Source organism: Marinobacter adhaerens HP15 (assembly GCF_000166295.1).
Classification (GTDB): Bacteria; Pseudomonadota; Gammaproteobacteria; order Pseudomonadales; family Oleiphilaceae; genus Marinobacter; species Marinobacter adhaerens.
Genome location: NC_017506.1, coordinates 1,869,406 through 1,896,206, shown reverse-complemented (window position 1 = coordinate 1,896,206; position 26,801 = coordinate 1,869,406). Strand labels below are relative to the sequence as shown.

At 56.1% G+C, this 26,801-nt stretch carries 30 protein-coding genes, 1 tRNA gene and 1 pseudogene; 12 read left to right on the top strand and 20 right to left on the bottom strand.

All coding sequences use genetic code 11. The annotated features are described in order from the left end of the window. Positions 1-24 precede the first annotated feature (24 nt). The 4 genes and pseudogenes from rnhA (at position 25) to HP15_RS08965 (ending at position 3,793) form a co-directional block, all read left to right on the top strand. Positions 25-468, top strand: a complete 444-nt coding sequence (rnhA, locus tag HP15_RS08980; protein ID WP_014577167.1) for a ribonuclease HI — start codon at positions 25-27, stop codon at positions 466-468. A gap of 38 nt (positions 469-506) precedes the next feature. Beyond that, a complete protein-coding gene (gene dnaQ, locus HP15_RS08975; RefSeq protein WP_041645230.1) occupies positions 507-1,217 on the top strand; it encodes a DNA polymerase III subunit epsilon in 711 nt (236 codons plus the stop codon). 218 nt (positions 1,218-1,435) lie between these two features. Next, a pseudogene (locus HP15_RS08970) lies at positions 1,436-3,141 on the top strand (chemotaxis protein). Positions 3,142-3,145: 4 nt separating this feature from the next. Then, on the top strand, positions 3,146-3,793 hold the full coding sequence (locus HP15_RS08965) for a hypothetical protein (protein ID WP_008171698.1): 648 nt from the start codon (positions 3,146-3,148) through the stop codon (positions 3,791-3,793). Between the two features lie 62 nt (positions 3,794-3,855). Here HP15_RS08965 and HP15_RS08960 read toward each other — a convergent pair whose 3' ends face one another. Beyond that, positions 3,856-4,170: an SCP2 sterol-binding domain-containing protein gene (locus tag HP15_RS08960; RefSeq protein ID WP_008171697.1), complete on the bottom strand. Its 315-nt coding sequence runs from the start codon at positions 4,168-4,170 to the stop codon at positions 3,856-3,858. A 231-nt stretch (positions 4,171-4,401) separates the two neighbouring features. Between HP15_RS08960 and sohB the strand changes: the two genes are divergently transcribed. Both sohB and HP15_RS08950 read left to right on the top strand, forming a co-directional pair. Continuing rightward, a complete protein-coding gene (gene sohB / locus HP15_RS08955; RefSeq protein ID WP_014577164.1) occupies positions 4,402-5,463 on the top strand; it encodes a protease SohB in 1,062 nt (353 codons plus the stop codon). Positions 5,464-5,486: 23 nt separating this feature from the next. After that, a complete protein-coding gene (locus tag HP15_RS08950; RefSeq protein ID WP_041645229.1) occupies positions 5,487-6,485 on the top strand; it encodes a YhdH/YhfP family quinone oxidoreductase in 999 nt (332 codons plus the stop codon). A 74-nt stretch (positions 6,486-6,559) separates the two neighbouring features. Here HP15_RS08950 and HP15_RS08945 read toward each other — a convergent pair whose 3' ends face one another. From HP15_RS08945 to metH, 4 genes are all read right to left on the bottom strand, one after another. Next, a complete protein-coding gene (locus tag HP15_RS08945; RefSeq protein ID WP_008171689.1) occupies positions 6,560-7,066 on the bottom strand; it encodes a DUF934 domain-containing protein in 507 nt (168 codons plus the stop codon). Next, positions 7,059-8,711, bottom strand: a complete 1,653-nt coding sequence (locus HP15_RS08940; protein ID WP_041645228.1) for a nitrite/sulfite reductase — start codon at positions 8,709-8,711, stop codon at positions 7,059-7,061. The genes HP15_RS08945 and HP15_RS08940 overlap by 8 nt, the downstream gene beginning before the upstream one ends. Positions 8,712-9,071: 360 nt before the next feature. Beyond that, the gene (locus HP15_RS08935) at positions 9,072-9,308 is read right to left on the bottom strand and encodes a DUF2970 domain-containing protein (protein ID WP_008171686.1); all 237 of its coding nucleotides are present in this window, start codon (positions 9,306-9,308) and stop codon (positions 9,072-9,074) included. 33 nt (positions 9,309-9,341) lie between these two features. Continuing rightward, positions 9,342-13,040: a methionine synthase gene (gene metH, locus HP15_RS08930; RefSeq protein ID WP_014577161.1), complete on the bottom strand. Its 3,699-nt coding sequence runs from the start codon at positions 13,038-13,040 to the stop codon at positions 9,342-9,344. A 232-nt stretch (positions 13,041-13,272) separates the two neighbouring features. Here metH and nfuA point away from each other — a divergent pair, with 232 nt between their 5' ends. The 3 genes from nfuA to HP15_RS08915 all read left to right on the top strand — a co-directional run bounded on the left by nfuA (position 13,273) and on the right by HP15_RS08915 (position 15,689). Beyond that, positions 13,273-13,860 (top strand): Fe-S biogenesis protein NfuA, encoded by a 588-nt coding sequence (gene nfuA / locus HP15_RS08925; protein ID WP_014577160.1) that lies wholly within the window; start codon positions 13,273-13,275, stop codon positions 13,858-13,860. A gap of 219 nt (positions 13,861-14,079) precedes the next feature. After that, positions 14,080-15,279, top strand: a complete 1,200-nt coding sequence (locus HP15_RS08920) for a hypothetical protein (RefSeq protein ID WP_206076552.1) — start codon at positions 14,080-14,082, stop codon at positions 15,277-15,279. 41 nt (positions 15,280-15,320) lie between these two features. Then, positions 15,321-15,689 (top strand): hypothetical protein, encoded by a 369-nt coding sequence (locus HP15_RS08915; RefSeq protein ID WP_008171682.1) that lies wholly within the window; start codon positions 15,321-15,323, stop codon positions 15,687-15,689. Here the strand turns inward: HP15_RS08915 and HP15_RS08910 are convergent. The 5 genes from HP15_RS08910 to HP15_RS08890 all read right to left on the bottom strand — a co-directional run bounded on the left by HP15_RS08910 (position 15,676) and on the right by HP15_RS08890 (position 17,855). Next, on the bottom strand, positions 15,676-16,002 hold the full coding sequence (locus tag HP15_RS08910; protein ID WP_014577158.1) for a TusE/DsrC/DsvC family sulfur relay protein: 327 nt from the start codon (positions 16,000-16,002) through the stop codon (positions 15,676-15,678). The two genes, HP15_RS08915 and HP15_RS08910, sit on opposite strands and share 14 nt — an antisense overlap. Before the next feature lie 3 nt (positions 16,003-16,005). Then, positions 16,006-16,290, bottom strand: a complete 285-nt coding sequence (gene tusB / locus HP15_RS08905; protein ID WP_049784472.1) for a sulfurtransferase complex subunit TusB — start codon at positions 16,288-16,290, stop codon at positions 16,006-16,008. Positions 16,291-16,295: 5 nt separating this feature from the next. Next, the gene (locus tag HP15_RS08900) at positions 16,296-16,646 is read right to left on the bottom strand and encodes a DsrE family protein (RefSeq protein ID WP_014577156.1); all 351 of its coding nucleotides are present in this window, start codon (positions 16,644-16,646) and stop codon (positions 16,296-16,298) included. A gap of 2 nt (positions 16,647-16,648) precedes the next feature. Next, positions 16,649-17,053, bottom strand: coding sequence for a sulfurtransferase complex subunit TusD (gene tusD / locus HP15_RS08895; protein WP_014577155.1), 405 nt, complete (start codon positions 17,051-17,053; stop codon positions 16,649-16,651). 103 nt (positions 17,054-17,156) lie between these two features. Beyond that, a complete protein-coding gene (locus HP15_RS08890; protein WP_014577154.1) occupies positions 17,157-17,855 on the bottom strand; it encodes a Bax inhibitor-1/YccA family protein in 699 nt (232 codons plus the stop codon). Between the two features lie 211 nt (positions 17,856-18,066). Between HP15_RS08890 and HP15_RS08885 the strand changes: the two genes are divergently transcribed. After that, positions 18,067-18,157, top strand: a tRNA-Ser gene (locus HP15_RS08885). A gap of 138 nt (positions 18,158-18,295) precedes the next feature. Beyond that, positions 18,296-18,514 (top strand): hypothetical protein, encoded by a 219-nt coding sequence (locus tag HP15_RS08880; RefSeq protein ID WP_014577153.1) that lies wholly within the window; start codon positions 18,296-18,298, stop codon positions 18,512-18,514. A gap of 29 nt (positions 18,515-18,543) precedes the next feature. On the opposite strand, the gene hemH is transcribed toward HP15_RS08880, so the two are convergent. The 4 genes from hemH to HP15_RS08860 all read right to left on the bottom strand — a co-directional run bounded on the left by hemH (position 18,544) and on the right by HP15_RS08860 (position 21,087). Beyond that, positions 18,544-19,653, bottom strand: a complete 1,110-nt coding sequence (hemH, locus tag HP15_RS08875) for a ferrochelatase (RefSeq protein WP_014577152.1) — start codon at positions 19,651-19,653, stop codon at positions 18,544-18,546. A gap of 37 nt (positions 19,654-19,690) precedes the next feature. Then, on the bottom strand, positions 19,691-20,122 hold the full coding sequence (locus tag HP15_RS08870; RefSeq protein ID WP_008171670.1) for a TIGR01244 family sulfur transferase: 432 nt from the start codon (positions 20,120-20,122) through the stop codon (positions 19,691-19,693). 97 nt (positions 20,123-20,219) lie between these two features. Then, positions 20,220-20,645 (bottom strand): YeeE/YedE family protein, encoded by a 426-nt coding sequence (locus HP15_RS08865; protein ID WP_008171667.1) that lies wholly within the window; start codon positions 20,643-20,645, stop codon positions 20,220-20,222. Positions 20,646-20,649: 4 nt separating this feature from the next. Then, entirely contained in the window at positions 20,650-21,087 is a 438-nt protein-coding gene (locus tag HP15_RS08860) for a YeeE/YedE family protein (protein WP_014577151.1), read from the bottom strand. Between the two features lie 346 nt (positions 21,088-21,433). On the opposite strand from HP15_RS08860, the gene HP15_RS08855 reads away from it, so the two are divergent. Continuing rightward, complete coding sequence (locus HP15_RS08855; RefSeq protein WP_014577150.1) at positions 21,434-21,847, top strand: phasin family protein; 414 nt, start codon at positions 21,434-21,436, stop codon at positions 21,845-21,847. Between the two features lie 9 nt (positions 21,848-21,856). On the opposite strand, the gene HP15_RS08850 is transcribed toward HP15_RS08855, so the two are convergent. The 6 genes from HP15_RS08850 to HP15_RS08825 all read right to left on the bottom strand — a co-directional run bounded on the left by HP15_RS08850 (position 21,857) and on the right by HP15_RS08825 (position 26,800). Next, positions 21,857-22,486: a TetR/AcrR family transcriptional regulator gene (locus HP15_RS08850; protein ID WP_008171664.1), complete on the bottom strand. Its 630-nt coding sequence runs from the start codon at positions 22,484-22,486 to the stop codon at positions 21,857-21,859. An 18-nt stretch (positions 22,487-22,504) separates the two neighbouring features. Further along, complete coding sequence (gene xthA / locus HP15_RS08845; RefSeq protein ID WP_014577149.1) at positions 22,505-23,317, bottom strand: exodeoxyribonuclease III; 813 nt, start codon at positions 23,315-23,317, stop codon at positions 22,505-22,507. Positions 23,318-23,398: 81 nt separating this feature from the next. Then, positions 23,399-24,139, bottom strand: coding sequence for a hypothetical protein (locus tag HP15_RS08840; protein WP_041645226.1), 741 nt, complete (start codon positions 24,137-24,139; stop codon positions 23,399-23,401). Continuing rightward, a complete protein-coding gene (locus HP15_RS08835) occupies positions 24,136-24,657 on the bottom strand; it encodes a DUF2878 domain-containing protein (RefSeq protein WP_014577147.1) in 522 nt (173 codons plus the stop codon). The genes HP15_RS08840 and HP15_RS08835 overlap by 4 nt, the downstream gene beginning before the upstream one ends. After that, on the bottom strand, positions 24,654-25,928 hold the full coding sequence (locus tag HP15_RS08830) for an SAM-dependent methyltransferase (protein ID WP_014577146.1): 1,275 nt from the start codon (positions 25,926-25,928) through the stop codon (positions 24,654-24,656). The genes HP15_RS08835 and HP15_RS08830 overlap by 4 nt, the downstream gene beginning before the upstream one ends. Then, entirely contained in the window at positions 25,916-26,800 is an 885-nt protein-coding gene (locus tag HP15_RS08825) for a DUF1365 domain-containing protein (RefSeq protein WP_014577145.1), read from the bottom strand. Before HP15_RS08825 ends, HP15_RS08830 begins: the two co-directional genes overlap by 13 nt. Position 26,801: the final 1 nt, after the last annotated feature.

Here is a 26,801-nt window from a genome sequence, read left to right as displayed (position 1 = left end):
CCGAAAATTAAATCAGGAGGCTGAATGACCGGCAAGGTAACCCTCTATACGGATGGCGCCTGCAAAGGCAACCCCGGGCCCGGCGGCTGGGGCGTGGTTTTGCGCTATGGCGACAATCGGAAGACCCTGCACGGCGGGGAGACGAATACCACGAACAACCGCATGGAATTAATGGCAGCCATCCGTGGTCTGGAGGCCCTGAAGCGCCCGTGCGAGGTGGAGCTGTTTACGGATTCGCAGTACGTGCGCAAAGGCATTACGGAATGGATGGCAGGCTGGAAGCGGAACGGCTGGAAGACCTCCGCGAAAAAGCCCGTGAAGAACGAAGATCTTTGGCGCGAGCTGGATGCCGAAGTGGCCCGGCACCAGATTAACTGGCACTGGGTAAAAGGGCACTCTGGTGTTCCTGACAATGAGCTGGCGGATGAACTGGCCAATCGCGGCGTCGACGAGCTTTCCGGCGCATAGATTCAGAGCGCATAAATACAGATAACCAGGTGCAGGCAATGAGACAGATCGTACTGGATACAGAAACCACGGGTATCGACCCGGCAGAGGGTCACCGGATCATCGAGATCGGTTGTGTTGAATTGATGGAGCGTCAGCTCACCGGCCGCAACTACCATGTCTATATCAACCCGGACCGGGAAGTAGAGGCTGAGGCGATCACTGTTCACGGCATCACCAACGAGTTCCTTGCCGACAAACCCCGTTTCGCGGAAATCGCCGATGAGTTCTTCGAGTTCATCAAGGGCGCCGAGCTGGTTATCCATAACGCTGCGTTCGACGTCGGCTTCATGGACTCGGAATTTGCCCGCCTCAAGCCGGTACGGAAAACCGCGGACCACTGCGGAATTGTCGACTCCCTCGCTATCGCAAGGGCCCGTCACCCGGGGCAGAAGAACAACCTGGATGCGCTCTGTAAGCGCTACGGTGTGGACAATAGCAACCGTGACCTCCACGGCGCCTTGCTGGATGCGGAGATCCTGGCCGATGTTTACCTCCTCCTTACCGGTGGCCAGACCGCGCTGTCACTGGATGCCGGATCTGAGAACGGCGGCGGTAACGGCGGAATTCGAAGGCTACCTGCTGACAGAGCGCCTCTGTCGGTGGTTCGTGCTTCCAGTTCAGAGGCCGAAGCCCACCAAGAGTTCATGTCCCTGCTCGAAAAACAGGCGGGCGAAACTGTGTGGGGTAAACTCCAGAGCCCGGAATGAGAACTGGGTCGGGCTGTACCAAATGTTACATTCCGCCTTTCTTGAGGTACTTGAGTTTTATGTTATAAGTAATGATAAGTTCGCCAGTTTTTTGCGAACTGGCTTTGGCCGGAAAAGGGGTTAGCCGGCCCAGAACAAAAAGGCCTGGTACGCGACAGCCGGACCAGTGACCACCAAAGAGGATGCGGTAGTCTCCGCAACATTAACGGGAAGCGTTTATGGTTCAGTCGTCTCTCGCGACGAAATCGCAGTCGTTTGATCTGGTCAAAAGTGAAATAGAGCAGACCATCAAGCAGGCAGAATCCAGCCTTGAACGCTTTCAGGAAAACCGCGAAAGGGGTGAGGATCTCCAGAACTGTGTTGATTTCATCAACCAGTTGCGGGGCATTTTCATTCTGGTGGAGCTGCGGGGTGGAACCCTGCTGTGCCAGGAAGCAGTAACTATGGCCAACGACGTTCCCGTTGGCGCTAATGACGACAAAAACATCCTTCTTACTACCCTCAATAGCGCTCTGTTCATTCTTCGGCGCTATGTCGAGTACTATCATCAGCAGCGGGAAGACCATCCCGAGTTGTTGCTTCCCGTGATCAATGACCTCCGAGAGGCCCGCCGGGAAAAACCCTATCCCGAATCCTGTTTTTTGATGTCGATGTCAAAGAGAGGCCGGATTTTTGTGCCGGTTTGTCATTGCAGCCGTTTGAAGGCAATGAGGCGGATTACGAAGTCATGGCGCGTCGCATGCGCCTGACCTTCCAGGTTGCGCTTTTGGGAATTCTTCGCGACCGGAACGATGTGGTAAACAAGAAATTGATTGGCCGCGCTTCGAGAGGGCTTGCCCGCCTTTGCCAGGGCGCACCTATGGGGCAGATGTGGTGCCTTGTCGGCATTGTTGCGGACACCATGCTTGATCGCGCTATGGTCTTTAACAAGGCCCGCAAGCGCATGTTCATGCGGATCGAGAAGTACGCCCGGGAAGTGGTGTACGTGGGCAAGGTTGCCACGGGTAAAGACGCGCCGGATTCGCTGATTCGGGATCTGGTCTATCTGCTGTACCGCAGCGGGTCTGCTAACCCTGAAGTTACCGAGGTGTTATCCGCTTACCATCTCGCGCCGGCGGATTTTCCGGATTCCATGCTGGAAGCCCATGCGCGCAGGTTGTACGGTCCTGGCAGTGATGTCCTTAAATCCCTGTCAGAAGCCCTTCAGGATGAACTGAACCAGTTGAAGGACAAGCTGGACATCATTGAACGCGGTATCGAGCCGGATCTGGCGGAGCTGTCTTCGATTGCCGATGCCCTCGAGCGACTGGCCAACACTTTGGTGATGCTTGACCTGAACAAGCTGGCGGGCGTTTCCAGAGAAGAGGCGAGCAAGCTTCGGGGTTGGGAAGCAGAATCTCGCTTGCCCGGTGATGATGAACTGTATCGACTCGCCGATTCCGTCCTGGGAATTGAAGACGCCGTCATGCAGATCGTGACCCGCGGCATCACGTCGGAAACCGACGCGTTGGCCGGTGGTGAACGCAAGCGGGAGGAGTCTGTCTACCTCCGTGAGGCGCTCTATGTCGTGGCTGACGAAGCCCGTGGGGCATTGACCCTGGCAAAGCGTGCGATCACCGCTTTTATCGAATCCGACTACGACAAACTGCATCTTGCCAATCTGCCTGCAACCCTGCACAGCATCTGGGGTGGCCTGCAAATGGTGAATGATCCCGGAGCCGCCGGGGTTCTCGAGCGGGTTGCGGCTTCAATCCAGGAGCGCTTGCTGGATGCGAAGGAAGCGCCAGCCGCCCAGGTGCTCGAGGCGCTGGCGGACGCTCTGACTTCGCTGGAGTACTACATCGAGAGTATTGGCAAAAGCGAAGACCGCAACGTAGATCTACTGAAACTGGCTGAATCGTCGCTGGACGATGTAGGTTTGTAGTTCCATGTCCCACACGCTCGCTATCATTGTACTGGCCGCTGCCGGCGCTGTGATGGTTATAGCGGGCCTGCTGTTTTTCAGGCACCCCCGATGGTTGCTCACCTGGATTAAAGGAACGGCGGTTTTCGGTGTCATTCTGGCCGGTTTATATGTCCTCGTGATTGCGGTAAATCTGAGCAGCTATCATTCACTGGTAGGCTTGCAGACCGCGGCAAGCATCTCCACCCAGAGACAGGCCGAACAGATCTGGCAGGTTTCCCTTCAGAGTCAGGATGGGTTGTCTGTGGTGAGAACGCTGCAGGGCGATCAATGGCAGATTGACGCCAGGATTCTCCGTTTTACCGGCCCCTTCCGTTGGCTTGATATCGCTCCCGGTTACCGGCTCGAGCAATTGAGTGGGCGTTACACGTCGCTTGAGCAGGAGCGGTCGGCTCCGAGGACTTCCATAGGCCTCGCTGAAGGCATCTGGCCTGATCTCTGGCAGTGGGACCGTCAATTCAACTTGCCGTTTGTGGAGGCCGTGGACGGAAGCATGACGTTCATGCCAATGCGGGATGGGGCTGTTTTCGAGGTAAAGCTATCTTCTTCGGGCCTGGTTGCTGTTCCGGTAAACGAGCAGGCGAGGGAAGCCGTGCAGTTCTGGAATCAATAGATTCTCGGACATAAAAAAAGCCTGCGTCGAGACGCAGGCTTTTTTGTGCTTGACGGGGGCAATCAGCCCATCTTGAACAGTTCGCCCAATTTGGTTGCCAGCATCATATCGCCTTCGGCGCGCAGTTGACCTGCCATGAATGCCTGCATGCCGTCGGTCTCGCCTGAAACGATGCCCTGCAGGGTTTCGGAGTTCATGATCAGGGTAACGGAAGGATCGTCATGGGCGCCTTCGTGCATTTTGCACGTGCCGTCATTGATAACGAGGTGGTAGGTCTTGTCGTCCTCGATGTCGAACTGGAATACCAGGTCCAGGCCTTGTGCTGCGTCTGCGTTGAAATTCTGTTCGAGTTGTTCAAATACCTGAGCTACAGACATTGTTTTACCCTTTTGATGGTTGTCTAGTCATGATCACGACGGCTTGATGTCCCTGGCTGCACGAGCCTGATCGAATGCCCGGGTAGAGCCGACCTCGCAATCCGACTTTATGGTGAGTGGTCGGCCCTGTCAAGATCGATCGAACGCTTGTTTTAATTTTTTTGCTCTCCTTATCACCATAAATTCGGTAAGTTACACTCTTGTTCCCGCACACTGAGTTGGAGAAGCACTTTGGAGTTCCTGACAGAATACGGTTTGTTTTTGGCCAAGATCGTTACTTTCGTGGTGGCGGCCCTGGTAGTGATCTCTGTCATCATGTCCGCGGCCCAGAAGGATCGGGGCGATCATGAGGGCGAGGGAGAACTCAAGATCCGGAAACTCAACGAGAAATACGAAAAGTTGCGTGAAACGATTCAGTCACGGCTGATGTCTGATCACCAAAGAAAGGTGTTCCAGAAGGCCCGGAAAAAGGCTCAGAAGGCGGAGAAGAAAGCGGCCAAGGCCGCGAAGAATACCGATGAGCAGGATGACAGTCGTGGTCGCGTCTATGTTCTGGATTTCGACGGCGATATCAAAGCCAGCGACACAGATCCGCTTCGCAGGGCAATTACAGCGGTGCTGAGTATTGCCGATCCGGAAAAAGACGAAGTGGTTATCCGCCTCGAAAGCGGTGGTGGGCTGGTTCATTCCTATGGCCTTGCGGCCGCCCAGCTGGACCGGATTCGCAGCAAGGGTCTGCGCCTCACCGCCTGCGTTGACAAGGTGGCGGCCAGTGGAGGCTACATGATGGCCTGCGTCGCAGACAGGATCGTTGCTTCGCCCTTTGCCATCCTGGGCTCGATCGGTGTGGTTGCCCAGCTTCCGAATTTCCATCGTTTCCTCAAGAAGAACGACGTGGACTTCGAAGTGCTCACCGCTGGAGAGCACAAACGCACCATGACTATATTTGGTGAAAACACCGATAAAGGACGACAGAAATTTCTGGAAGATCTTGAAGACACTCACGGTCTTTTCAAAGAGTATGTCAGCGAACGCCGGCCGGACCTGGACATTGCAGCCGTTGCCAATGGAGATATCTGGTTCGGCAAGCGAGCGCTCGAAGTGAAACTGATCGACGAGATCAAAACCTCCGACGAATATCTCATTGAAGCCTGCGACCGGGCAGACGTAGTCTCAGTGGCATATCAGCGCAAACGGACCCTTCCGGAAAAACTCGGATTGGCCACCAGTTCGGCGCTTGAACACACTGTCTGGAAAGTCCTGGGCGCCTTCCGCAACCAGAAGTTCCAGTAGACCACCGAAAGCGGAGAAGAATGATGACCACCAATTCGGAATTCAAGGCCTGGCGCGTTGAAGAGCAGAACGGCGAGTATGTCGGTGCGGAGAAATCTTTGAGTACTGCCGACCTTCCTGATGGTGACGTCCTGATACGGGTAAGCCACTCTTCTCTCAACTACAAGGATGCGCTGTCGGCTTCCGGCAATAAGGGCGTTACCCGTTCCTTTCCCCATACCCCGGGTATTGATGCAGCAGGAGAGGTCGTCGATTCCGCCACTGGCAACCCCTCGAACGGCAGTCCGGTTATCGTGACCGGGTACGACCTGGGCATGAATACAGACGGCGGTTTTGGCGAATACATCCGCGTACCTGCCGCCTGGTGTGTTCCCATGCCGGAAGGATGGAACGCTCGTACCGCTATGATCTATGGCACCGCCGGCCTCACCGCCGGTCTCTGTGTTCAGAAGCTTCTGACTATGGGCGCCAAGCCGGAGCAGGGCAAAGTCGCAGTTTCAGGAGCCTCCGGTGCCGTTGGCACCGTTGCGGTGGAACTGCTTGCCAAACTTGGGTTCGACGTCGTCGCCATAAGCGGCAAGGCCGACCATGCAGACGATCTCAAAGCTCTTGGGGCTAAAAAAGTTGTGGGTCGTGAAACCCTGGCCGAGGAAAAGAAACCCCTCGTTAAACCGGCATTTGCGAACGCTGTCGATACGGTGGGTGGTAGCCCATTGGCCGAACTGCTCAAGCAGATCAAGCCTGGTGGCTCAGTATCCTGTTGTGGTCTCGTAGCCGGTCCGGGCCTTCAGACCACCGTGCTGCCGTTTATCCTGCGTGGCGTGAATCTGCTGGGTGTCGATTCGGTAGAGATTCCCCTGCCAGAGAAAGAAGCGGTATGGAAGAAATTCGCCGGGGAGTGGGCGTGTCCGAAGACCGAAGCGTCTGCCCGGGATATCGGTCGCAGTGAGCTGGATGGGGCGCTGAAGGCGTTCTTGAAAGGTGAATCAGCCGGCAAGATTGTCCTGGATCACTCTAAATAAGAAGCGACTCCAACCGATAAGATGGAATAGAAGAGAGGGAAAAGCCCCTCTCTTCGTACTCTAAAGCTTGATAACTAGGAGGCCCGACGCCGGAACAGCGGGATCTCCGTATCGGTCGCGGCCTGGTAGCCCTGGCTGAAGAAGTTCAGGCACCGCGCAGCTTTGTTGATGTCCTTGTCAGCCCGAAGGACATAAGCATCGAATCCGCAGCGCTTCATGAACTGCAGCTGATCCAGCAACACGTCTCCAATCGCCCGAAGCTCATTCTTGTAGCCGAAACGTTCACGCAGTAGCCGGCCAATGCTGTAACCACGCCCGTCACTGAACTTCGGAAAATTCACAGCAATTACCGGCAGTTCGTTCACCCGACCGTCCAGAATCTCCGGCTCGTCGTGGCTGTCGAACCACACGCCAATCTCCTGCCGTCCGGTAAAATGCTCATAGCCTGCCAGCCAGAGATCCGCAGGGATTAACGCCGGCTGGTCGGCCGGAATATCCAGCGATTCGCCCTCGGCGGGGCGGGGCACCACTACCCAGTTGTCCTGGCGGATGCTGCCATCCGGAGAAATAACGTTAGGCATAAACCCGCTCCTTGAATGGATCAATTCCTACGCGGCGATAGGTGTCTAGGAAGGTTTCCTCTTCCGTGCGCTTGTCCACGTAGACATCAATGATCTTTGAAATCACCTTGGGCATCTCATCCCGTGCAAAGGAAGGCCCCAGAATCTTGCCGATTGAGGCATCATGATGGGACGACCCGCCCAGACTGATCTGATAGAACTCCTGGCCTTTCTTGTCGACACCGAGAACACCAATGTTGCCGACGTGGTGGTGACCGCAGGCATTCATGCACCCGGAAATGTTCAGATCGATATTGCCCAGGTCGTACAGGTAATCCAGATCATCGAACTGCCGCTGGATGGCCTCGGCCACCGGGATGGACTTGGCGTTGGCCAGGGCGCAGTAATCACCGCCGGGGCAGCAGATAACATCAGTCAGGGTATTCAGGTTCGCGGTACCGAAACCCATGGGCGTAATCGCCTGCCACAGTTCAAACAGCCGATCCTGGCGCACATCGGCCAGCACCACGTTCTGTTGGTGAGTGACCCGGATTTCACCGAAGCTGAACTCGTCTGCCAGATCAGCAATCTGTTCAAGCTGCTTGTCACTGACATCGCCAGGAGGAGTGCCGGTTTTCTTCATCGTCAGGGAGACGATGGCATAGCCTGCCTTCTTGTGGGTGTCCACGTTGTGGGTCAGCCACTGGTCAAAGCCTCGGTTCTCAAACCGCTGGCTGGCCAGCAGGTCCGTGGCATTGTCGATAGCCGCGTAATCCGGTTCAGTAAAGTAGCCCTGGATACGTTGAATCGCCTCGGGCGTCAGCCGGGTCGGGGATTCCTTGATATGCTGCCACTCTGCTTCCACTTTTTCAGCAAAGCCCTCAGGGGTCAGAGCCTTCACCAGAATCTTGATCCGGGCCTTGAACTTGTTGTCGCGCCGACCGTATCGGTTATAGACGCGAAGCACGGCCTCCAGGTAGGTCAACAGATCCAGTTCCGGCAGGAAATCGCGAATTACCGGCCCGACCATGGGCGTACGGCCAAGACCACCGCCCACGTGTACCCGGAAACCGAGATCGCCGGCCTCGTTGCGTACCATCTGAAGCCCGATGTCGTGCACCTGGATGGCGGCTCGATCGGTTTGCTCGGAAGCGTTCACGGCAACCTTGAATTTCCGCGGCAGGAAGGCGAATTCCGGATGGAACGTGGACCACTGGCGAATGATTTCGCAGTAGGGCCGGGGATCCGCAATCTCGTCCGACTGAACACCGGAGAACTGGTCTGTGGTGGTATTACGAATGCAGTTGCCGCTGGTCTGGTTGGCGTGCATTTCCACTTCAGCGAGTTCTGCAAGAATGTCGGGAACGTCTTCCAGCGCCGGCCAGTTAAGCTGCACATTCTGGCGAGTGGTGAAGTGCGCATAGCCTTTGTCGTAGTCCCGGGTAATTCGCGCAAGCCGGCGAAGCTGGTTTGAGCGCATCATGCCGTAAGGAACACAGATCCTGAGCATGGGGGCAAGACGCTGAACGTACAGGCCGTTCTGCAGGCGAAGGGGAAGAAACTCGTCTTCAGCCAATTCTCCGGCCAGCGCTCTTTCTGTCTGGTCACGGAACTGGGCAACCCTCTCGGCAGCCATTTGCCGATCGTGTTCATCATATACGTACATAGTGGGAAGATCCTGCTTGAAAGCGACATATCCAGGCCGACGGCCTTATATCTGACGGAAAGGATAACAGCGGGTTTTTATTCTTAAAATGATTATTTCAAAATATGTTTATCGACTCAGGCGATAAGCAGAAGGAACAAGGGACTGGACGAATATCAATTAACTGCTTAACTTGGAGGATGACGTTAGCAGTGTGCGCTGCTGCCGTGATAACAAGAAAAACACGAGACAAAAACTCGGAAAGAGGAACAGACATGAAAAAGACCGCACGTTCTGACAGTCAGGCCGATGCCGTTGCCGCCGTGCTGCTGGTGGTTCTTGCCGTGGCTTTCGCGGTGGTCTGGGTAGCTGGCCAGTAGTCTACTGGCTCGCCAGGACCAGATTTACAATAACGATCAGACCTACAACAAAGCTGGCTGTGAACAGAATGCCGGCGATGATGTAAGGCCAGGGGCTATGGCTTGAAAAGTCCTCTTCCCGGCGCTTGTCGGACTGAACTCCGAACGCGCCGGCGAGTATGCTTTGCATGACTTTCAATACGCCAGGTCCACGCGGCTTTTTTTCGTCCCGTTTTTCCGCTTCTGAAGATTCAGTCATACATCCGCCCCTGATCTGTGCTTCACCCGAAGCTTACTCTGCCGGATCGTACGCCAGGCTTGGCGCAAGCCAGCGTTCTGCCTCGGCCTTGGAAATGCCTTTGCGTTCAGCATAGTCCTCAACCTGGTCAGCGCCAATTTTCCCTACCGCAAAATACTTGGATTCCGGATGCGCAAAGTACCAGCCGGAGACGGCAGCGGTCGGGAACATGGCAAAGTGCTCGGTCAACTCAATGCCTGCAGTATCAGTGGCCTCAAGCAAACTGAACAAGGTTGCCTTCTCCGTGTGGTCCGGGCACGCCGGGTAGCCGGGTGCCGGACGTATTCCGCGGTACCTTTCCTTGATCAGGTCATCGTTGGCCAGCTTTTCATCAGCGGCATAGCCCCAGAACTCCTGGCGAACCCGCTCGTGCATCCGCTCGGCGAAAGCTTCTGCCAGGCGGTCGGCCAACGCCTTCACCATAATCGCATTATAGTCGTCGTTGGCATCCTTGAACTCTACCGAGAATTCTTCTGCACCAATGCCGGTGGTGACCGCGAAACCGCCCACGTAGTCCACGGTCCCGGAGCCTTCAGGCGCGACAAAATCCGACAGCGCCATCATGGGTTTGCCCGGTGCCTTTTCATCCTGCTGACGGAGGTGGTGCAGGGTAGTCAGCTCCTCGGTGCAGGATTCGTCCGTGTAAAGCACAACATCGTCACCACGGCGGTTGGCTGGCCAGAAACCGATGACGCCACGGGCAGAGACCCGCTTTTCATCAATCATCCGGTGCAGAATCTTCTGGGCATCGTCAAAGAGGTGGCGGGCAGCCTCGCCACGCTTCGGGTCATCAAAAATGGCCGGGTACTTGCCAGAAATATCCCAGGACATGAAGAACGGCGTCCAGTCGATGTAGTCCACCAGCTCGTTGAGGTCATATTCCTCGAACACCCGGATGCCGGTGAAAGCCGGCTTTGGAGGCTGGTAGCCTTCGAAGGAGATGTCGGGGGCGCGATCACGAGCTTCCTTCAGGGAAACCAGCTTGGTGCGGTCACCTCGGTTCTTGCGGCGCTCGCGGATTTCGTCATACTCCGTACGGGCGGCTTCCACAAACTCGGGCTTCGCATTCTTGCTCAGAAGCTGGGATGCGACGTTCACGCAGCGGGATGCGTCCGACACGTACAGCGCGATGTCGTTCTTGTACTGGGGCTCGATTTTTACCGCGGTATGCGCCTTGGAAGTTGTTGCGCCACCGATCATCAGCGGAATGTTGAAATCGAGTCGTTGCATCTCGCGAGCCACGTGGACCATTTCGTCCAGAGACGGGGTAATCAGACCGCTCAGACCAATAAGGTCGACATCGTGTTCTTTTGCAGCAGCGAGGATCTTGTCGCAGGGCACCATCACACCCAGGTCAATCACCTCATAGTTGTTGCATTGCAGGACCACTCCCACGATGTTCTTGCCGATATCATGGACATCGCCCTTTACCGTGGCCATCAGGATCTTGCCCTTGGCTTTCTGGTCTTCCGTTTTCTCCGCTTCGATGTAGGGAATCAGGTGTGCAACCGCCTGTTTCATGACGCGGGCGCTTTTGACCACCTGGGGCAGGAACATCTTGCCATCGCCGAAGAGGTCTCCGACCACGTTCATGCCATCCATCAATGGGCCTTCAATGACCTCAATGGGATGTGTGGCTCTCTGGCGGCAGGCTTCGGTATCGTCCACGATATAGGTGGTAATGCCTTTGACCAGTGCATGTTCCAGGCGCTTCTCCACCGGCCATTCACGCCAGGCCAGGTCTTCCTCCTGGGTTTTGCCGCCTTTGCCTTTGTAGCGTTCGGCGATCTCAAGGAGCCGGTCAGTGGAATCATCACGGCGGTTCAGGACAACATCTTCCACCAGCTCTTTGAGCTCCGGGTCGATTTCGTCGTAAATCACCAGTTGGCCGGGGTTCACGATGCCCATGTTCATCCCCGCCTTGATGGCGTGGTAGAGGAACACCGAGTGGATGGCTTCACGGACTACATCATTGCCGCGGAACGAGAAGGACACGTTGCTCACGCCGCCGGAAATTGAGGCGTGGGGCAGGTTTTCCCGAATCCAGCGGGTGGCGTTGATGAAATCCACCGCGTAGTTGTTGTGTTCCTCGATGCCTGTGGCAATGGCAAAGATGTTCGGATCAAAAATGATATCCGCCGGGTTGAAGCCGATGCCGGTCAACACATCGTAAGAGCGCTTGCAGATCTCGGTCTTGCGCTCGTAGGTGTCTGCCTGGCCCTGTTCGTCGAAGGCCATTACCACCACGGCGGCGCCATAGCGCATGCAGTCTCTGGCGCGCTTGACGAACTCCTCTTCGCCTTCCTTGAGACTGATGGAGTTCACAACCGCCTTGCCCTGGATGCAGCGCAATCCTGCTTCGATCACATCCCACTTGGAGGAGTCGATCATGATCGGCACCCGGGAGATATCCGGCTCGGAGGCGACGAGGTTCAGGAAGGTGACCATCACCTCTTTCGACTCCAGCATGCCCTCATCCATGTTGATGTCGATGATCTGGGCACCGTTTTCCACCTGATCACGGGCGACGCTGAGGGCCTCTTCGTATTGCTCTTCCTTGATCAGACGCAGGAAGCGCTTGGAGCCGGTGACGTTGGTCCGCTCACCCACGTTGATAAACAGAACATTGTCGTCGCCTGTGAACGGCTCAAGGCCAGAAAGACGCAGCGCTTTCGGGCGTTCGGGAATCTTCCGGGGCGGGTACTTGGACACCGCCTGGGCGATGGCTTCGATGTGATCCGGCCGGGAGCCACAGCAGCCACCGATGATGTTCAGAAAACCGTCACGGGCGAAGCCTTCGATGATCTCGGCCATTTCCTCGGGTGTCTGATCGTATTCACCAAACTCGTTGGGAAGGCCGGCATTCGGGTGGGCGCTGACATAGGTTTCCGCCTTTGCAGACAGCTCTTCCACATAAGGGCGCAGGGCGTCGGCCCCCAGTGCGCAGTTCAGGCCAACGGATATGGGTTTGGCGTGGGCCACCGAATTCCAGAAAGCCTCGGTGGTCTGACCGGAAAGGGTTCGGCCGGAGGCATCGGTAATGGTGCCGGAAATCATGATCGGCAGGGTGATGCCGCTGTCCTCAAAATACTGCTGAGTGGCGTAGATCGCCGCCTTGGCGTTCAGCGTATCGAAAATGGTTTCAATCAGGATCAGGTCGCAGCCGCCTTCGACCAGGCCTCCTACCGCTTCGTAGTAGTTATCGACCAGGGTCTGGAAATCGACATTGCGGTAGCCCGGGTTATTGACATCCGGTGAGATGGAGGCGGTCCGCGATGTTGGCCCGACGGCACCGGCGACAAATCGCGGTTTTTCCGGGTTTTTCGCGGTGTACTCATCCGCGATCTGCCGGGCCAGTTCGGCTGCGGCCACGTTCAGTTCCCTGGCAATCGCTTCCAGCCCATAGTCCGCCTGGGAAAGCTGGGTGGAGTTAAAGGTGTTGGTCTCGATAATGTCTGCGCCGGCGTCCAGGTAGTCCGCGTGGATGTTGCGGAGCAGGGCGGGCTGGGTCAGGTTCAGCAGGTCATTATTGCCCTGAACTTCCCGTTCGTAGTCGGCAAACCGATCGCCACGGAACGCCTTCTCGTCCAGCTTGAGATTCTGGATCATGGTGCCCATGCCGCCATCAAGGATCACAATGCGTTCCTGCAGGGCCTTGTGGAGCTGGTCGAGACGGGTGGTGCGATCGGTCATAGGTTTACTTCCGGATGTCGTTAAAAACGCGGTATTAAATTCAATGGCGCGGGATCATAGCAAAATTGCCCGAGCCCGTCTTAGTACGAATGACGATTATCAATTGCCTACTGCAAATACCTGCCAATACGGGAAATTCATTACCTTCGTAAAGCCCGACTATTTTACTTGGTCTTTCATGTTCCCGCGAACTCCCTTAAAATGAACCCAAACTTTCAAACGGGTTGAAAACATGGCTCAGGTTACTGTGACAGATCCCGCTCGGGATTATCTTGCACAACTTATCGAAAAACAGGACGTGGAAGGCATGGGCGTACGTATCTTCGTGACCCAGCCCGGCACCAAAAACGCCGAAACCTGTCTGGCCTACTGCCCGCCTAACGAAGTAGTACCGACGGACGAGCAGGTAGATCTGGACAAGTTCGTCCTGTATCTGGACCACAATTCCGTGCCCTTCCTCGAAGAGGCCTACGTGGATTACTCCAAGGACCAGATGGGTGGGCAGCTCACCATCAAGGCACCAAATGCAAAAGTGCCCAAGATTGATGACGACGCACCTCTGCCGGATCGGGTGAACTACATACTCGCTTCCGAGATCAATCCGAATCTGGCCGCCCATGGCGGCGAGGTGTCCCTTGTGGAGATCGTCGACGAATCCGTGGCCGTGCTGCGTTTCGGTGGCGGTTGCCAGGGTTGCTCGGCAGTCAGCCTGACCCTGAAGCAGGGCGTGGAATCAACCTTGAAGGAGCGGGTTCCGGAAATCACTGCAGTGCGTGACGTGACCGACCACTCCTACACCGAAAACGCCTACTACCAGTAAGTCCTCCCTTCCCGTTTTGCCGCGCCCTCCGGGGCGCGGCATCTATTCGGCCTGCCGCATTACCGCTTTCGCCATGGCTGCTCGGCCAATGTTGTGACATTTCAATTACTTCATCATGTGTCGCATACACAGCAACTGCAGGCAGGTACTATCCTGTCTGTCCGTTAACGGCATTATCACCGCCTTAAAACGGATTACACTCTTCTACCGGGGTCAAACTTGTTCGACGTTGCGCTTCTGTCAGTGCCTCTTATGGCGGCCGTTGTTGGTTGGCTGACCAACTGGCTGGCCATCCAGATGTCCTTCTATCCGGTGCAGTTCATCGGAGTGGGGCTGATAGGGTGGCAGGGCGTTATTCCCCGCAAAGCGGAAAAGATGGCGCATATCTGCATCGACAGGACGCTTCGGCAGTTCGGCGACCTCAACGCTGTCTACCAGAGGCTTGAACCGCAGCGCATCGTTGAGCAGGTGATTTCCCAGGTGACCCCGCGGATGGATGAGTACATCGATGAGGTTATGTACGAAATCCAGCCGGTCCTTTGGGACAACCTTCCCTTATTTGTCAGAAACCGGATTTATCAGTGGGCCCGTGAACAGCTGCCCTCCAGGGTAGAGGAGCTGGTGGAGGACTTTGGTGACGATCTGGACGAGTTGGTCGACCTCAAGGCTCTGCTCAGCCGCGAACTCGAAAAACATCCGGACATGATGAACCGGATTTTCCAGCAAGCCGGTGCGGTGGAGCTTCAGTCTGTGATCAACCGAGGTGCGGTTATCGGAGGCATTCTTGGAGCTCTCCTTGTGCCCTTATGGACTCGCTATCCGGAGCCCTGGCTGCTGCCGCTGGGCGGCTTCGTGGTCGGTTTCGTGACCAACTGGATTGCCATCAACCTGATTTTCGCGCCGCTCAGGCCCCGACGAATCCTGTTTTGGAAGGTTCAGGGTTTGTTTTTGCGCAGGCAGCCAGAAATCAGTGATGTCTGGGCCAGGCTGGTGGCGGAGGAACTGATTACTGTAGAGAAGGTTGCCGACGCCATGATCAACGGCAGCCACGGTGACAGAACCCGTGCGATTATCCAGAAACACCTTCGCCCCTTACTGGACAACTCTGTCATCATGAAGCTGACGGCGCAGGTCACCGTTGGTATGACGGGTTACACCGAGCTCAAGAAAGCCATGAACCAGAAGGCGGTACTGGCTACGCGTGACGTGTTCAGTGACCCGGCTTTTAACCGAGAGCGGGCACCTGTGGTAGCCGAAGTTCTGTCCGGCCAGATGAAAGCGCTGAAACCCGATGAATTCCAGGACATCCTGCGCCCGGCGTTCCGGGAAGAAGAGGTCCAGTTGATGATTGTGGGCGGTATTTTTGGTGCCCTGGCAGGGTTGCTTCAGTTCGTTTCCCTGAACTATCTGAATTTCTAGCCGGAATGAATCCCGTTATCGGGAGTACAAGGAGGAAGGCTATGCCTTTTTGGCTAACACTGACAATCCAGATTCTTGCAACCGTTGGCGCCGTGCTTGTCACTCTCTGGGGGTTCTGGCGTTTCGTGGTCCGTCCATACCTCGATGCCAGGGTGGCGGAACTGATTGAGGCCGGCCGTGAAATCGAACCGGCGGTGACTCGTGGCGTAAAAAAGGGTGTGGCAGATACCATCCGGGAACTGCCAGAAAGCGCCCTTGACGGCACCGTTAAAGAATCGACCCGCCAGTTCCTGAAATTTGGCTCTGGCCTGTTTGAGAACGGCCTGAGTAGCTTCCTTGGCAGTGCAGCCGACCTGGAACGCAACAGGCAGAAGGACGGCGCCGCCTCAAAGGACTCTAAAGACAGTTAGTTGGCCTTGGCAGCCCCGCAATCCTGCAGGCGGTCTTTGCAGGGGTGCCGGGAAACAGCTGCATCAGGTAGATGCTGTTCCCCTTATCCTCACCGAGCGCTTCTTTGACCGCCTTCACAAACAGGCGATTAGAGGGTGGCGACATTTCATGCTCTTCATAAAAAGACCGAAGAAACTTTATGATTTCCCAGTGTTTTTCTGTGAGATCCACGTCGTCCTCGGCAGCGATGGCCGTCGCGACACCTTCGGTCCACGCCTGGGCGTCTTCAAGAAAGCCTTCGTTGTTTCGTTGTGGCGTTGCATTACTGACCATGATTTACCAACTGATTACCCGTTGTGCCTGCAATGAAAGCGTTACCATCTCCCCAAAGTCCACAGAACTGACGTTGCCGCTCAGATCTCCCAGTCCGCGCGCCTCGACGTCCGGAATGAGCGCAAAGACCTTGCTGGCGCCCGGCAGAAGGTTCCCGCGTGCCAGCAACAGCACGCCGTTGCCGGTCAGAAGAAGGCCGTCTTCTGCAGACATCATTTCAACGCACCGCGCGGCCCGGGGATGATCGGGGGATTTGTTCAATATGTGCAATGTCTGGATGTCAGTCATCTGAGCTAACCTGCAAATGCGGTGTGGTCATAGTCAGTGAGGAGATCGGCATCAGCATCTACCAGGGTGACGCCTTCAATCAGCGAATGCTCATCGAGGCCGAAGGCGATGCAGGCAGCCCGATCAGCCAGGATCGCGTCAATGCCGAATATCGGTGCTGCAGCGAGATTCTTCTCCACAGACTTCTGTTCAATGCCTCCGGCGTGCTGAGTCTGTCTCAGCCAGTTAACGCCAGGCCCGGTGAATAGCAGGGATGCCGACTGGTCGAAGGCTGCCAGCGAAAACGCCATATCCAGTGCTTCCCGTCCGGTCCACGCGCCGTAGGGAGGCTGGTCAATCATGATCAGTGTGCTCATGGTCAGTCTCCAGCGTGGAAATAGAGCGTGCGCGTGGATTTGATTCGTCCTTCGACCCATTCGCCGAGACCAGCGATTTCAAACGGGGCCCGAAGATTGGCCGAAGGCAATTCATAGCGTTTCTGTTCGGTTTCGTTGACGAGGCCACGACGCAGCGCGGAGGCAATGCATGCCACGCCGGGAATATTGTGCTGAGTCAGAAACCGCGACCATTCGTCTGGCCAGTGGGTTTCGTCAGACGGTGGCGCGCAGAGCGCAGAGGCCAGATGGACCCCGTCACCGTAGAGGAACACCCGGTCAATGTGATGACCAGCATCCACCGCTGCCTTCGCAAAGCCGAGAGCAGTCTGGGGCGCCTGAGACGAGTAGGGCGCGCCGGTAATTACCAGGGTAAAGGTTTCGGACATGGTTCCTGTTCGTTATAAGTCTGCAAGACAATGACTTTCAGTTTACAGAAAGCAAAAACCCCGGCAACTGCCGGGGTTTCGAAGCGGCTGATTCAGCCTGGTATCAATCTTCGCCACTGAACGCAGACAGCAGGTGCAGCAGGCTGACGAACAGGTTGTAGATGGATACATACAGACCAACAGTGGCGATCACGTAGTTACGCTCACCACCCTTGATGATCTGGCTGGTCTCGAACAGGATCATGATCGATGCAAAGATCGTGAAGCCGGCGGATACTGCCAGATGCAGAACAGAGCTCTCCATCAGGAAGGCCAGAAGCATGGCACCGATCAGTACAAACGCACCAGCGGTCAGGAAGCTGGACATGAAGCTGAAGTCTTTCTTGGTGATGATGGCCGTGGCAGACAGACCAACAAACGCAACTGCGGTCAGTGTCAGCGCCTGGGCGACAATCGAGGAAGCGCCGGCAGCTACGAAGGCGCCAATGATCGGACCCAGGGTGTAACCCATGAACCCGGTCAGGGCGAAGGTAGTCACGATGCCCCAGGGGCTGTTTTTCAACTTATAGGTTGCGAACAGCAGCCCAATGTATCCCACGATGGTGATCAGGAAGCCCGGGTGGGTTCCGTTCATGTTCAGGAATGCTGTCAGCGCCGAAAAGGCGAGTGTCATGCCAAGCAGCATATAGGTGTTGCGCAACACCTTCATCGCATCATCGCTGATGCCTGTGGTCGCGCGCTCCGTCTGGGGAGTCGAATAGGCTCCCTGAGAGTTCTGAACGCCGAATCGTCTGTCTTCCATTGTCATCTCCGTTTATAACGACTGGATACTGGTTCCCATAATAGTGTCAGATACGCAACTTTCAATCATTTACGACAGGAAACCGTCTTCCGGATTCCATTAAAAACCGTTAATGTTGAAAAATGCGGCGGGTTTTATGCAGAGCGTTGACAGCACAGGCAATTCCGGTATCATGCTCACCGCTGTCGCAATGACGGCGAATGGAAAAACCGGTGGGCTGGCAGAGTGGCTGAATGCAGCGGTCTTGAAAACCGCCGAAGGTTAGTAGCCTTCCCGGGGTTCGAATCCCTGGCCCACCGCCATTTTTCCTCTTACCTTTCTTTCTTCCGAATCTCCAGTTCCCCACGTGATATTTCCCGTCATAACGACGTGGTTATCCCTACTTGGTTTGAAGCCAGTTAACCCTCATTATTCTTGCATAGAGACTACGAGAGGGTGTTATGGGCGAATTTCAGAATCATCAAACATCTGATACCGGTTCGGCCGAACGCCGGAACCGCAAGTTTTCCGTGTCCGCAAATCGGGGCAGGGCGAGCCATAAGTTGCGTTATGTGGAGGCTGGCGGCGCCGCCGTCGATACGGACGAATGCACGTTCTGTCAGTCTGTACCGGATATTTCAGAGGGCTTTGAAGGTAAGGAGGGAAACCGGGGCAGCTGATGCAGCCCCGGCTATAACTCGGGGGCGGATCAGAGATCCCGGCCCGGATAGATTGCTTCTTTCTGCTCGTCTGCCCGCTGCTGGCGAGCTGCCAGAGCCTCTGGCTCGTTCTTTGGCACCTGCCAGCCTTCCAGATTTTCCTCGATCAGTTTTACCAGGGCTTCGATGTGCCCGGGTGTGGCGTTCAGCGCTGTGATGTAGCTGAACCCTTCACCGCCGGCCTCCATGAAGTACTCACGGTTTTCTTCGTCGATTTCCTCAATGGTTTCCAGGCAATCGGATGAAAAGCCGGGGCAGAATACGTCGATGGATTTGACGCCTTTGCCTGGCAGGGACTTCAGGGTTTCATCCGTGTAGGGCTTGAGCCACTCTTCCTTGCCAAAGCGGGATTGGAACGTGGTCATGTAGTCCTCTTTGCTCAGGCCCAGCCGCTCAGCCAGCAGGCGAGACGTTTTGTGGCACTCGCAGTGATAAGGATCGCCCTTGGTCAGGTACTTGAGCGGCACGCCATGGTAGGAAAATACCAGCTTCTGGTTGCGTCCATGGTTGGCCCAGTGCGCCTCGATATGGCGCGCCATGGCTTCAATGTACGGAGGATAATCCGGGTAGTGAGAAATGAAACGGAAATCCGGCAGCCAGCGCCGTTTCGAGAAATCCTTGGCAATGGCATCGAAGGTGGAGGCCGAGGTCGACGCGGAGTATTGGGGGTACAGTGGCAGAACCAGCAGTTTCCGTACGCCCTGTTCCTGCATCTCATCAAGAACCCGGGAAATTGAGGGGTTGCCGTAGCGCATCGCAAAGCCGACGACCACGTTAGGGCCGTACTTGCGCTTGAGTGCCTCTCGTATACCCTCAGCCTGCTTTGCAGTGTGCAGCAGCAGGGGAGAGCCCTCCGGCTGCCAGACGCTGGAGTAAGCCTCTGCGCTTCGCTTGGGACGAATTCTCAGGATCACACCGTGAAGGATCAGCCACCAGAGCGGCCGCGGCAATTCGACCACCCGGGGGTCCGAGAGAAATTCAGCCAGGTAGCGACGGAGGGCCGAGGTTGTTGGCGCATCCGGTGTCCCCAGGTTGGTAACCAGCACTCCCAATCGGTCAGACTGGTTGTGGCTGAAATTCTCTGAACCTTTGTATTGCATGCGGTAGATCCTGAACGTTGGTTAGGCGGTGGCAGTGTCAGCCTTTGTCGGCGGCCTGCTGCGCCATTCTTGGTGCAAGGCCGGAAATGTCGTAACCGGCGTTGCGTGCTTTGGTAAAAATCTCATCGGCTGATGTGTTTCTGGCCGCGCTCAGAGCCCAGAGCACGGTGCAGCGAGTCCCGGAACGACAGAATGCCAGTACGGGTTTTTCGGCGTCCCGGATCATCGGCGCGAAGCGGTTTACGTCGTCGTCAGTGATGTTTCCCGACTCCACCGGCATGTATACCCACTCAAGGCCCTGTTCCCTGGCGGCGGCTTCAATATCCGCCATGGCAGGCTGGCCCGGCTCTTCGTGGTCAGGGCGATTTGCTACGAGCGTCTTGAACCCCAGCTTCGCGGCTTCTGCCACGTCTTCAATGGAAATCTGAGGGGCCACCGAAATGTTGTCGTCGATTTTTCTGATATCCATGGATGTCGTTCTCCGAATCGGGTGGTGGAGCTGCCGCCATGATCGCACAGCCCCCGGGCTGTGTCAGAATGGCGGCGGGTAAATTTATAGAAAATACTTACACTTTCGCACGGTTGCGCTCAATGACTTCGAAAATGCCCATGCCCGCAACCATGGCCGCAACAAACACCGCCGCCTTGGTTTCACCGGCACCGAGCGCGACCAGTCCAGGCCCGGGGCAGAAGCCTGCGATACCCCAGCCAACGCCGAACATAAGACCGCCGAGTACCAATCGTTTATCGATATGGGCACTGGTGGGCATTTTCATGTGGAACCCGAGGAAGGAAAGAGTGCGCTTGCGGGCAACGGCAAACGCGACCACACCCACCATAATGGCGCCTCCCATCACAAACGCCAGTGAAGGATCCCAAAGGCCTGCGATATCAAGGAAGCCGAGCACCTTTTCAGGATTGGCCATGCCGGAAACGATAAGCCCCATTCCGAAGACAAGGCCAGCAAACAGAGAAGCAAGAGAAAATTTCATGGCATCAGACCCCCATCAGGTGACGAATCACGTACACGGTGACAAATCCGGCAGCCATGAAGCTCATCGTGGCTGCCAGCGAGCGCAGCGATAGGCGGGACAGACCGCAAACCCCGTGTCCACTGGTACAGCCGGAACCGTATCGGGTGCCGATCCCCACCAACAGCCCCGCAACAATGAGCGCGGGATAGCCGGCCTCGATTTCGATAGGGGGAAGCTCGGTAGCCAGTACCCAGACTGCCGGTGCACCAATCAGTCCGGCAAGGAACGCCACGCGCCAGGCAATATCGCCTTTTGCCGGTGAAAGAAGCCCGCCAAGAATGCCACTGATGCCTGCAATCCGCCCGTTGAGAAGCAGAAAGCTGGCGGCAGCTATGCCCACCAATATGCCACCCGCCAACGCTGACCAGGGGGTGAAGTTACTCCACGCAATTTCAATCATCTGATACTCCGAATTTTAAAGACTTTCATTTTGGAATAAGCATATATCTTGGGGCAATAATAACAAAAAAAAGCCCGGCAAAGGATGCCGGGCAGAGGCGTGCGAGTAGTATCCATGAAAGACTTCCAGACAAACCGGCATCAGCAGGGACGCCGGTATTGGGAAGTATTGACTATATTTTGAACACTTCAAGCGAGACTCACTTTCGTTTGAAAACATTTTTTCATATCGGATGCGTCTTTATACTGCCGCCTTTCGTTGCGCGGGTTCCAGGCCGACTGAAATCCGGGCCAAGCTGTAATACAATGGCGGTTAGAAAGAACTATCCGCACTCCCGAGGTTGTACATGTCTGACGAGAACGACAATAAGCCGGAGAATGATCCGCAACTGGCGGCAAAAATCAAGGGTTCAGCCCGCCAGATCTGGCTGGCCGGGTTGGGCGCCTACACCAAAGCCGAGGAAGATACTGGCCGTTTCTTCGAGCGTCTCGTGCAGGAAGGTGAGCAGCTCGAGAACAAAACCCGTGGCGTCGTCGAAAAGCAGATCAAGTCCGTGGAGGATCGGGTTGAAGGGGTTCGGGAGCGAGCCACTGGCACCTGGGACCGGCTTGAGCACATGTTTGATGAACGGGTGTCCGGTGCCCTGAGACGTCTGGGCATACATCGCCGTGAAGAAATCGAATCCATGGAGCGGCGTATTGAAGCCCTTGAAACAGAACTTGCCCGCCTGCGGAAACGTGCCGGTGATGACGAAGAATAACGTTACGGCTCAGAGATAATCCCGGCTCATCAGCCGGGCTTCCTCCCGGTCGGCCGGCGCAAGGTAGGGCAGCACCAGATGCATCATCTGGTAAACACCCCGCCCCGGATCCACTGCCTCCCGGTCATCCAGGTGAGAGAGCGTATCGAAAGCGCTCCAATAACAGGCGGTTAGCGTCAACTGCTCACAAAGAGAATCAAGCTCTTCCTGCTCAATCGCCATAATGCCCTGGCGTCGAAAGCTCTCGCAAATCGTCTTGAAAGCCAGTCTTTTCTTTTTCTGGATGCGCTTGAATCGTACCTGCAGCTGATCGTACCGGGACAACACGTTCACCAGATCCTGATAGAGGAACCGGTAGCGGGCTACGGTCTCGAACAGCAGGTGCAGAAAGAACCCCTGCTGGTCGAGGCTGATGTCGGCGTCTTCCGGAACCGCCAACAAGTCGACCATGTCGTGTTCGTACTGGTCGAAGATTTCCTCGACAATGTCACCTTTGCTCTTGAAGTGGTAATAGAGGTTACCCGGGCTGATATCCATCTCATCGGAGATCAGCAGGGTGGTGACATTGGGCTCGCCGACGGTGTTAAACAGCGCCAGGCTGGTCTGGAGGATACGGTCGCGGGTTTTGATTTTTTTCATATCGCGCCGGGCCAGCCCCTAGAGCTCGAAGCTCGCCCAGACCGGACAGTGGTCGGACGGCCTTTCCATGGCTCGAATGTCGTAGGAAACACCCGCTTTCCGGGCTTTGGGCAGCAGGCTGTCACTGGCCATGATCAGATCAATCCGCAGACCACGCTTGGGGTCTCGCTCGAAACCTTTGCTGCGGTAGTCAAACCAGCTGAAAGTGTCCGCTTCATCAGGATGAAGGTGCCGGAACACATCGGTATAACCGCGAGACTCGACCTGGCCCAGCCATTCCCGTTCCTCCGGCAGGAAGGAGCATTTGCCGGTTCGTAGCCAGCGTTTGGCGTTGTCGGCGCCAATACCAATGTCTTTATCGGTTGGAGAGATGTTCATATCCCCCATCACCACCACGTGGCCGCCCGCTTTCTTGAGCTCGTCCAGGTAACGCATCAGATCCCCGTAGAACTTCTCCTTGGCAGGAAACTTCACCGGATGGTCACGGCTTTCACCCTGGGGAAAATAGCCGTTGATCACCGTCAGCTTTTCGCCATTGACCGTGAAATGGCCGGTAATCAGCCTGCGCTGGGAATCCTCACCATCCCAGGGGTAGCCTTTGATAACCTCCTCCGGCTCCGCTTTTGAGAGCAGGGCAACGCCATAGTGGGTTTTTTGCCCGTGGAAATGCACGTGGTAGCCAAGGTCCCGGATTGCTTCTACCGGAAAGTCGTCGTCCTGAACCTTGGTTTCCTGAAGGCCGATAAAATCCGGTGCGAGGGTGTCTATTACGGCTTCAAGCTGGTGCAGGCGGGTGCGGATACTGTTGACGTTGAAAGAGACGAACATCATTTCAAAATACTCTCCGGCGTTGATTCCCGTCGGAGTTTACCATACTGACCCCCGGGGTCTGCCTTGGCAGGGGCGACAGTTTCAGGGGGTCAGTTCACAATCCGGGGTGGTGTTCACTTTATAACGGATATGGGCGGTGTAGTTTTCATCCTGGTTTTTCCGGATATTGGTGAGGCCCAGATAGTCGGAAAGGGCACCCGAGTTGCTGTAACCCAGCACGATGGGGTCGACCAGGAAACGCAGTACCATGCCGGTAGGGCGTATCTGTACTACATGGTCAGCATTCACCCGGTCGTTCTCGACCCGTTCCAGAACGAAACCGTAATGCTCGCCCCGGGTAGGCCCAAGAAACCGGAATTCAACCGGCTCGCCAGCCACAACACTCTGCCAATTCTGGCGTACGAAGTTATCAAACCCGGCATCCACAACGGTAGTGGCCGGGTATTTCACCTCGAATTGCTCTGAATCGCCGCCTGGCGTCTGCCAGTCGATCATCAAAGTGTCGGGTGCAGTGTAGGTGATCTGCATTTCTTCACTGAATGTCGGCTGAACGAAGTCTACGGACGGACGCAGTACTGAAACCTCGTATTCAAGGTCTTTGCGGGCGAATGACTCGTCCGCGTCCGGTTTGAAGTAGGTCACCTCGTGTTGCCGGGGCCGGAACATGCCTTGCTCACAGGTACCATCAACGGAGTGGCGCTCTTCGTAAATGACGTTGCCGTCTCCGGTGCTTGCGGTACCGATGAAACTGAAATCTGCGGCCGCGGCCGGCCATGCGGCTGCCAAGAGCGCCACGTAAACTGACCAGGTAGCGCGTTTCATCGAACCAGCTCCGGGTAAAGCGTTTTGCGGGCGAACAGCAGCAGCGGGAAGACAACCAGCCAGCCAAACCCGAGTGCAATCAGCGATGGCAGCAAGTCTGGCAGCTGCACTGCACCGAGCTGGCTCGCCGACCAATAGGCGAAGGGGCCGGCAAAGGGCGCAAGCACGAAGGGCAGCCAGGCTTTCTTGCTGATCCAGTCGAGGGAATGGCTCAGGGTCGTCATGAAGATGGCCCAGATGGCCACAAGCCACGGTGGAGTGAGCATCACCTGGCCGGTGCCGTCATCCAGAATACCGGTACGGAACCAGATGCCGTCCAGAATTGAGCCGACGACGGTTCCCAGGCCGATAAACTGAAGCTCGGTCATCCGGTTCTGGCTAACCAGGACAAAATGCAGCACCAGAAAGATCACTACGATGCCGGCGCCGATCAGTCCGGGATAAAACACGCAGGCAAACCAGCCTGCCTGGAACAGCAGGAAATTAAGAACGTTACGGGCAGTTTCGGAGGCGATCATACGCTCAATATGTTCTCGCGTTTGTTGCCGGGCTTGGCGAACACCAGCTGCGCAACGCCAATGGCCCGCTCGCTGAAGCCCGCTTCACAGTAGGCAAAGTAAAAGTGCCACAGGCGCCGGAAAGCATCGTCGTAACCCATCGATTCAAGCTTGTCCCGCTGGGCCATGAACCGGTCGCACCAGTCGTGAAGGGTCCTGGCATAGTGGAAGCCGGTATCCTCGGCATGGGTGAGTACCAGCTTGCTTTCTTTTCGAACCGATTCGAGGATGGCTCCGAAAGAGGGAATAAAGCTTCCCGGAAAGATAAATCGCTGGATAAAATCCACGTTTTTCAAAGCTCTCTGGTACCGCTGCTCCGGCATGTTAATGGCCTGCACCAGAGCCAACCCGTCGGGCTTCAACAGGGCGTTAATCTGCGAGAAATAGCTGTCGAGAAACTGAGGACCAACGGCTTCAATCATCTCGATGGAAACAAGTTTGTCGAATTGCCCCTCGAGATCCCGGTAATCGTCAAACAGTAGGGTAATCTGGTCCTCCAGCCCCTCTTTCTGAACCCGTTCTTTCGCGAGCTCCAGCTGCTCTCTGGAAATGGTCGTCGTGGTGACATGACAGCCGTAGTGTTTGGCGGCATGGATCGCAAAGCCGCCCCAGCCGGTGCCGATTTCAATCACCTTGTCCCCGGGTTGGAGGTCCAGCTTCCGGCAGATGGTGTCCAGTTTGTGCACAGCCGCTTCTTCAAGGCTCGATTCGGCGCTGGGATAGATCGCCGACGAGTACATCATGGTTGGATCGAGGAATGTCTCGAACAGGTCATTGCCAAGATCGTAGTGGGCGCTGATGTTCTTTCGGGAGCCTTCCTTGGTGTTCCGGTTCAGCCAGTGCAGACCTTTGAGGGCAGGCTTGGTAACCCAGCTGAACCGGTCTTCAAACTCGTTCATGCGGTCGACGTTGCGGGTAAAGAACCGGAGCAGGGCAACCAGATCGGGGGTTGACCAATCACCAGCGACATACGCTTCCGCCGCGCCGACGCTTCCGCCAGTCAGAAGGTCCCTCCAGGTGCTGTGATCGTGGATAATCAGCTCTGCCGGCTGGTATTGGCTGTCGCCATCCCCGAATACCAGATCCTCGAATCCGGATTCCCGAACCGTCAGTTTGCCCTCGCCCAGCAAACGGAGCTGTTGAATCACCAGGGTACGTGCGAAACGGCTGATAGCCGGCAGGCTGCCCGATTCGGATTTGGTGTTTTCAACCGAAGTATTCAGGTTCTCCATGAACTTACCCTTCCACGAATCTTGTCATTGGTCTCAGAGCTGGTGACATCCAGCCCGGAATCATCGTGCCCACGGCGGTAGGCGGTATCGTCCTCGGAAAGCTTATCGGGGTGGGTGTAGAACGGTGCCCCCTTGAGCTTGAGGCGCAGGGCGTGCCAGTAAATACCTGCCACAACCTTGAATGCCTCGAGCGGAAACTTTCGAAGACTTCTGTGCACATCTTTACGAGTGAGAGGGGTACGTTGGACTACCAGAGTGGCATCAAAATGCTTGCGGCCCTCTTCCAGAACATTCATGTGAATTCTCAGATCAGGGCCCCGGAAACTGAATGTCCACTCGTAGTGCTGGTTCATGCCGTTGAACGGCGACACGTGAAAGCGTTTGCTAAAACCAAACTGTTCGGTGCGCCAGCCCGCCCGGTTCGGCTCTGCGCCGGTCGTCTCCAGGCAATAGGCATGACGGTCATGCCACGGGGTGTTGGTAATCTGGGCAACGATGACCTTTGGAACCACGCCATCCGCCGGGCATTCCCCGGCGCGATAGCAGAAATAGAAGCTGACCGGATTGAACACGTAACCAAAGTAGCGCGGATGGGTAATCAGCTCGACTTCGCCATCCGGACGCCAGCCGGTGGCCCGTTCCACGTGGTCACGCACAGCCCCGGACAGGTCGCCTGTCTCCGGACGGAAGTAGTCGCTGCGCTTCAGAGACATCCAGTTGAAACGTTCCAGTGAAAATAACGGGCTGATACCGGAAACCTGATTCCACTCGTCGGTGTCCAGGGCCAGCATGCCGGTGCTGTAGCTGAATTCGTGTTTCACCGGGTACTTCCGCCTGTGCCGGACAGTACCCTCCAGCCACTGGCTGTTCACG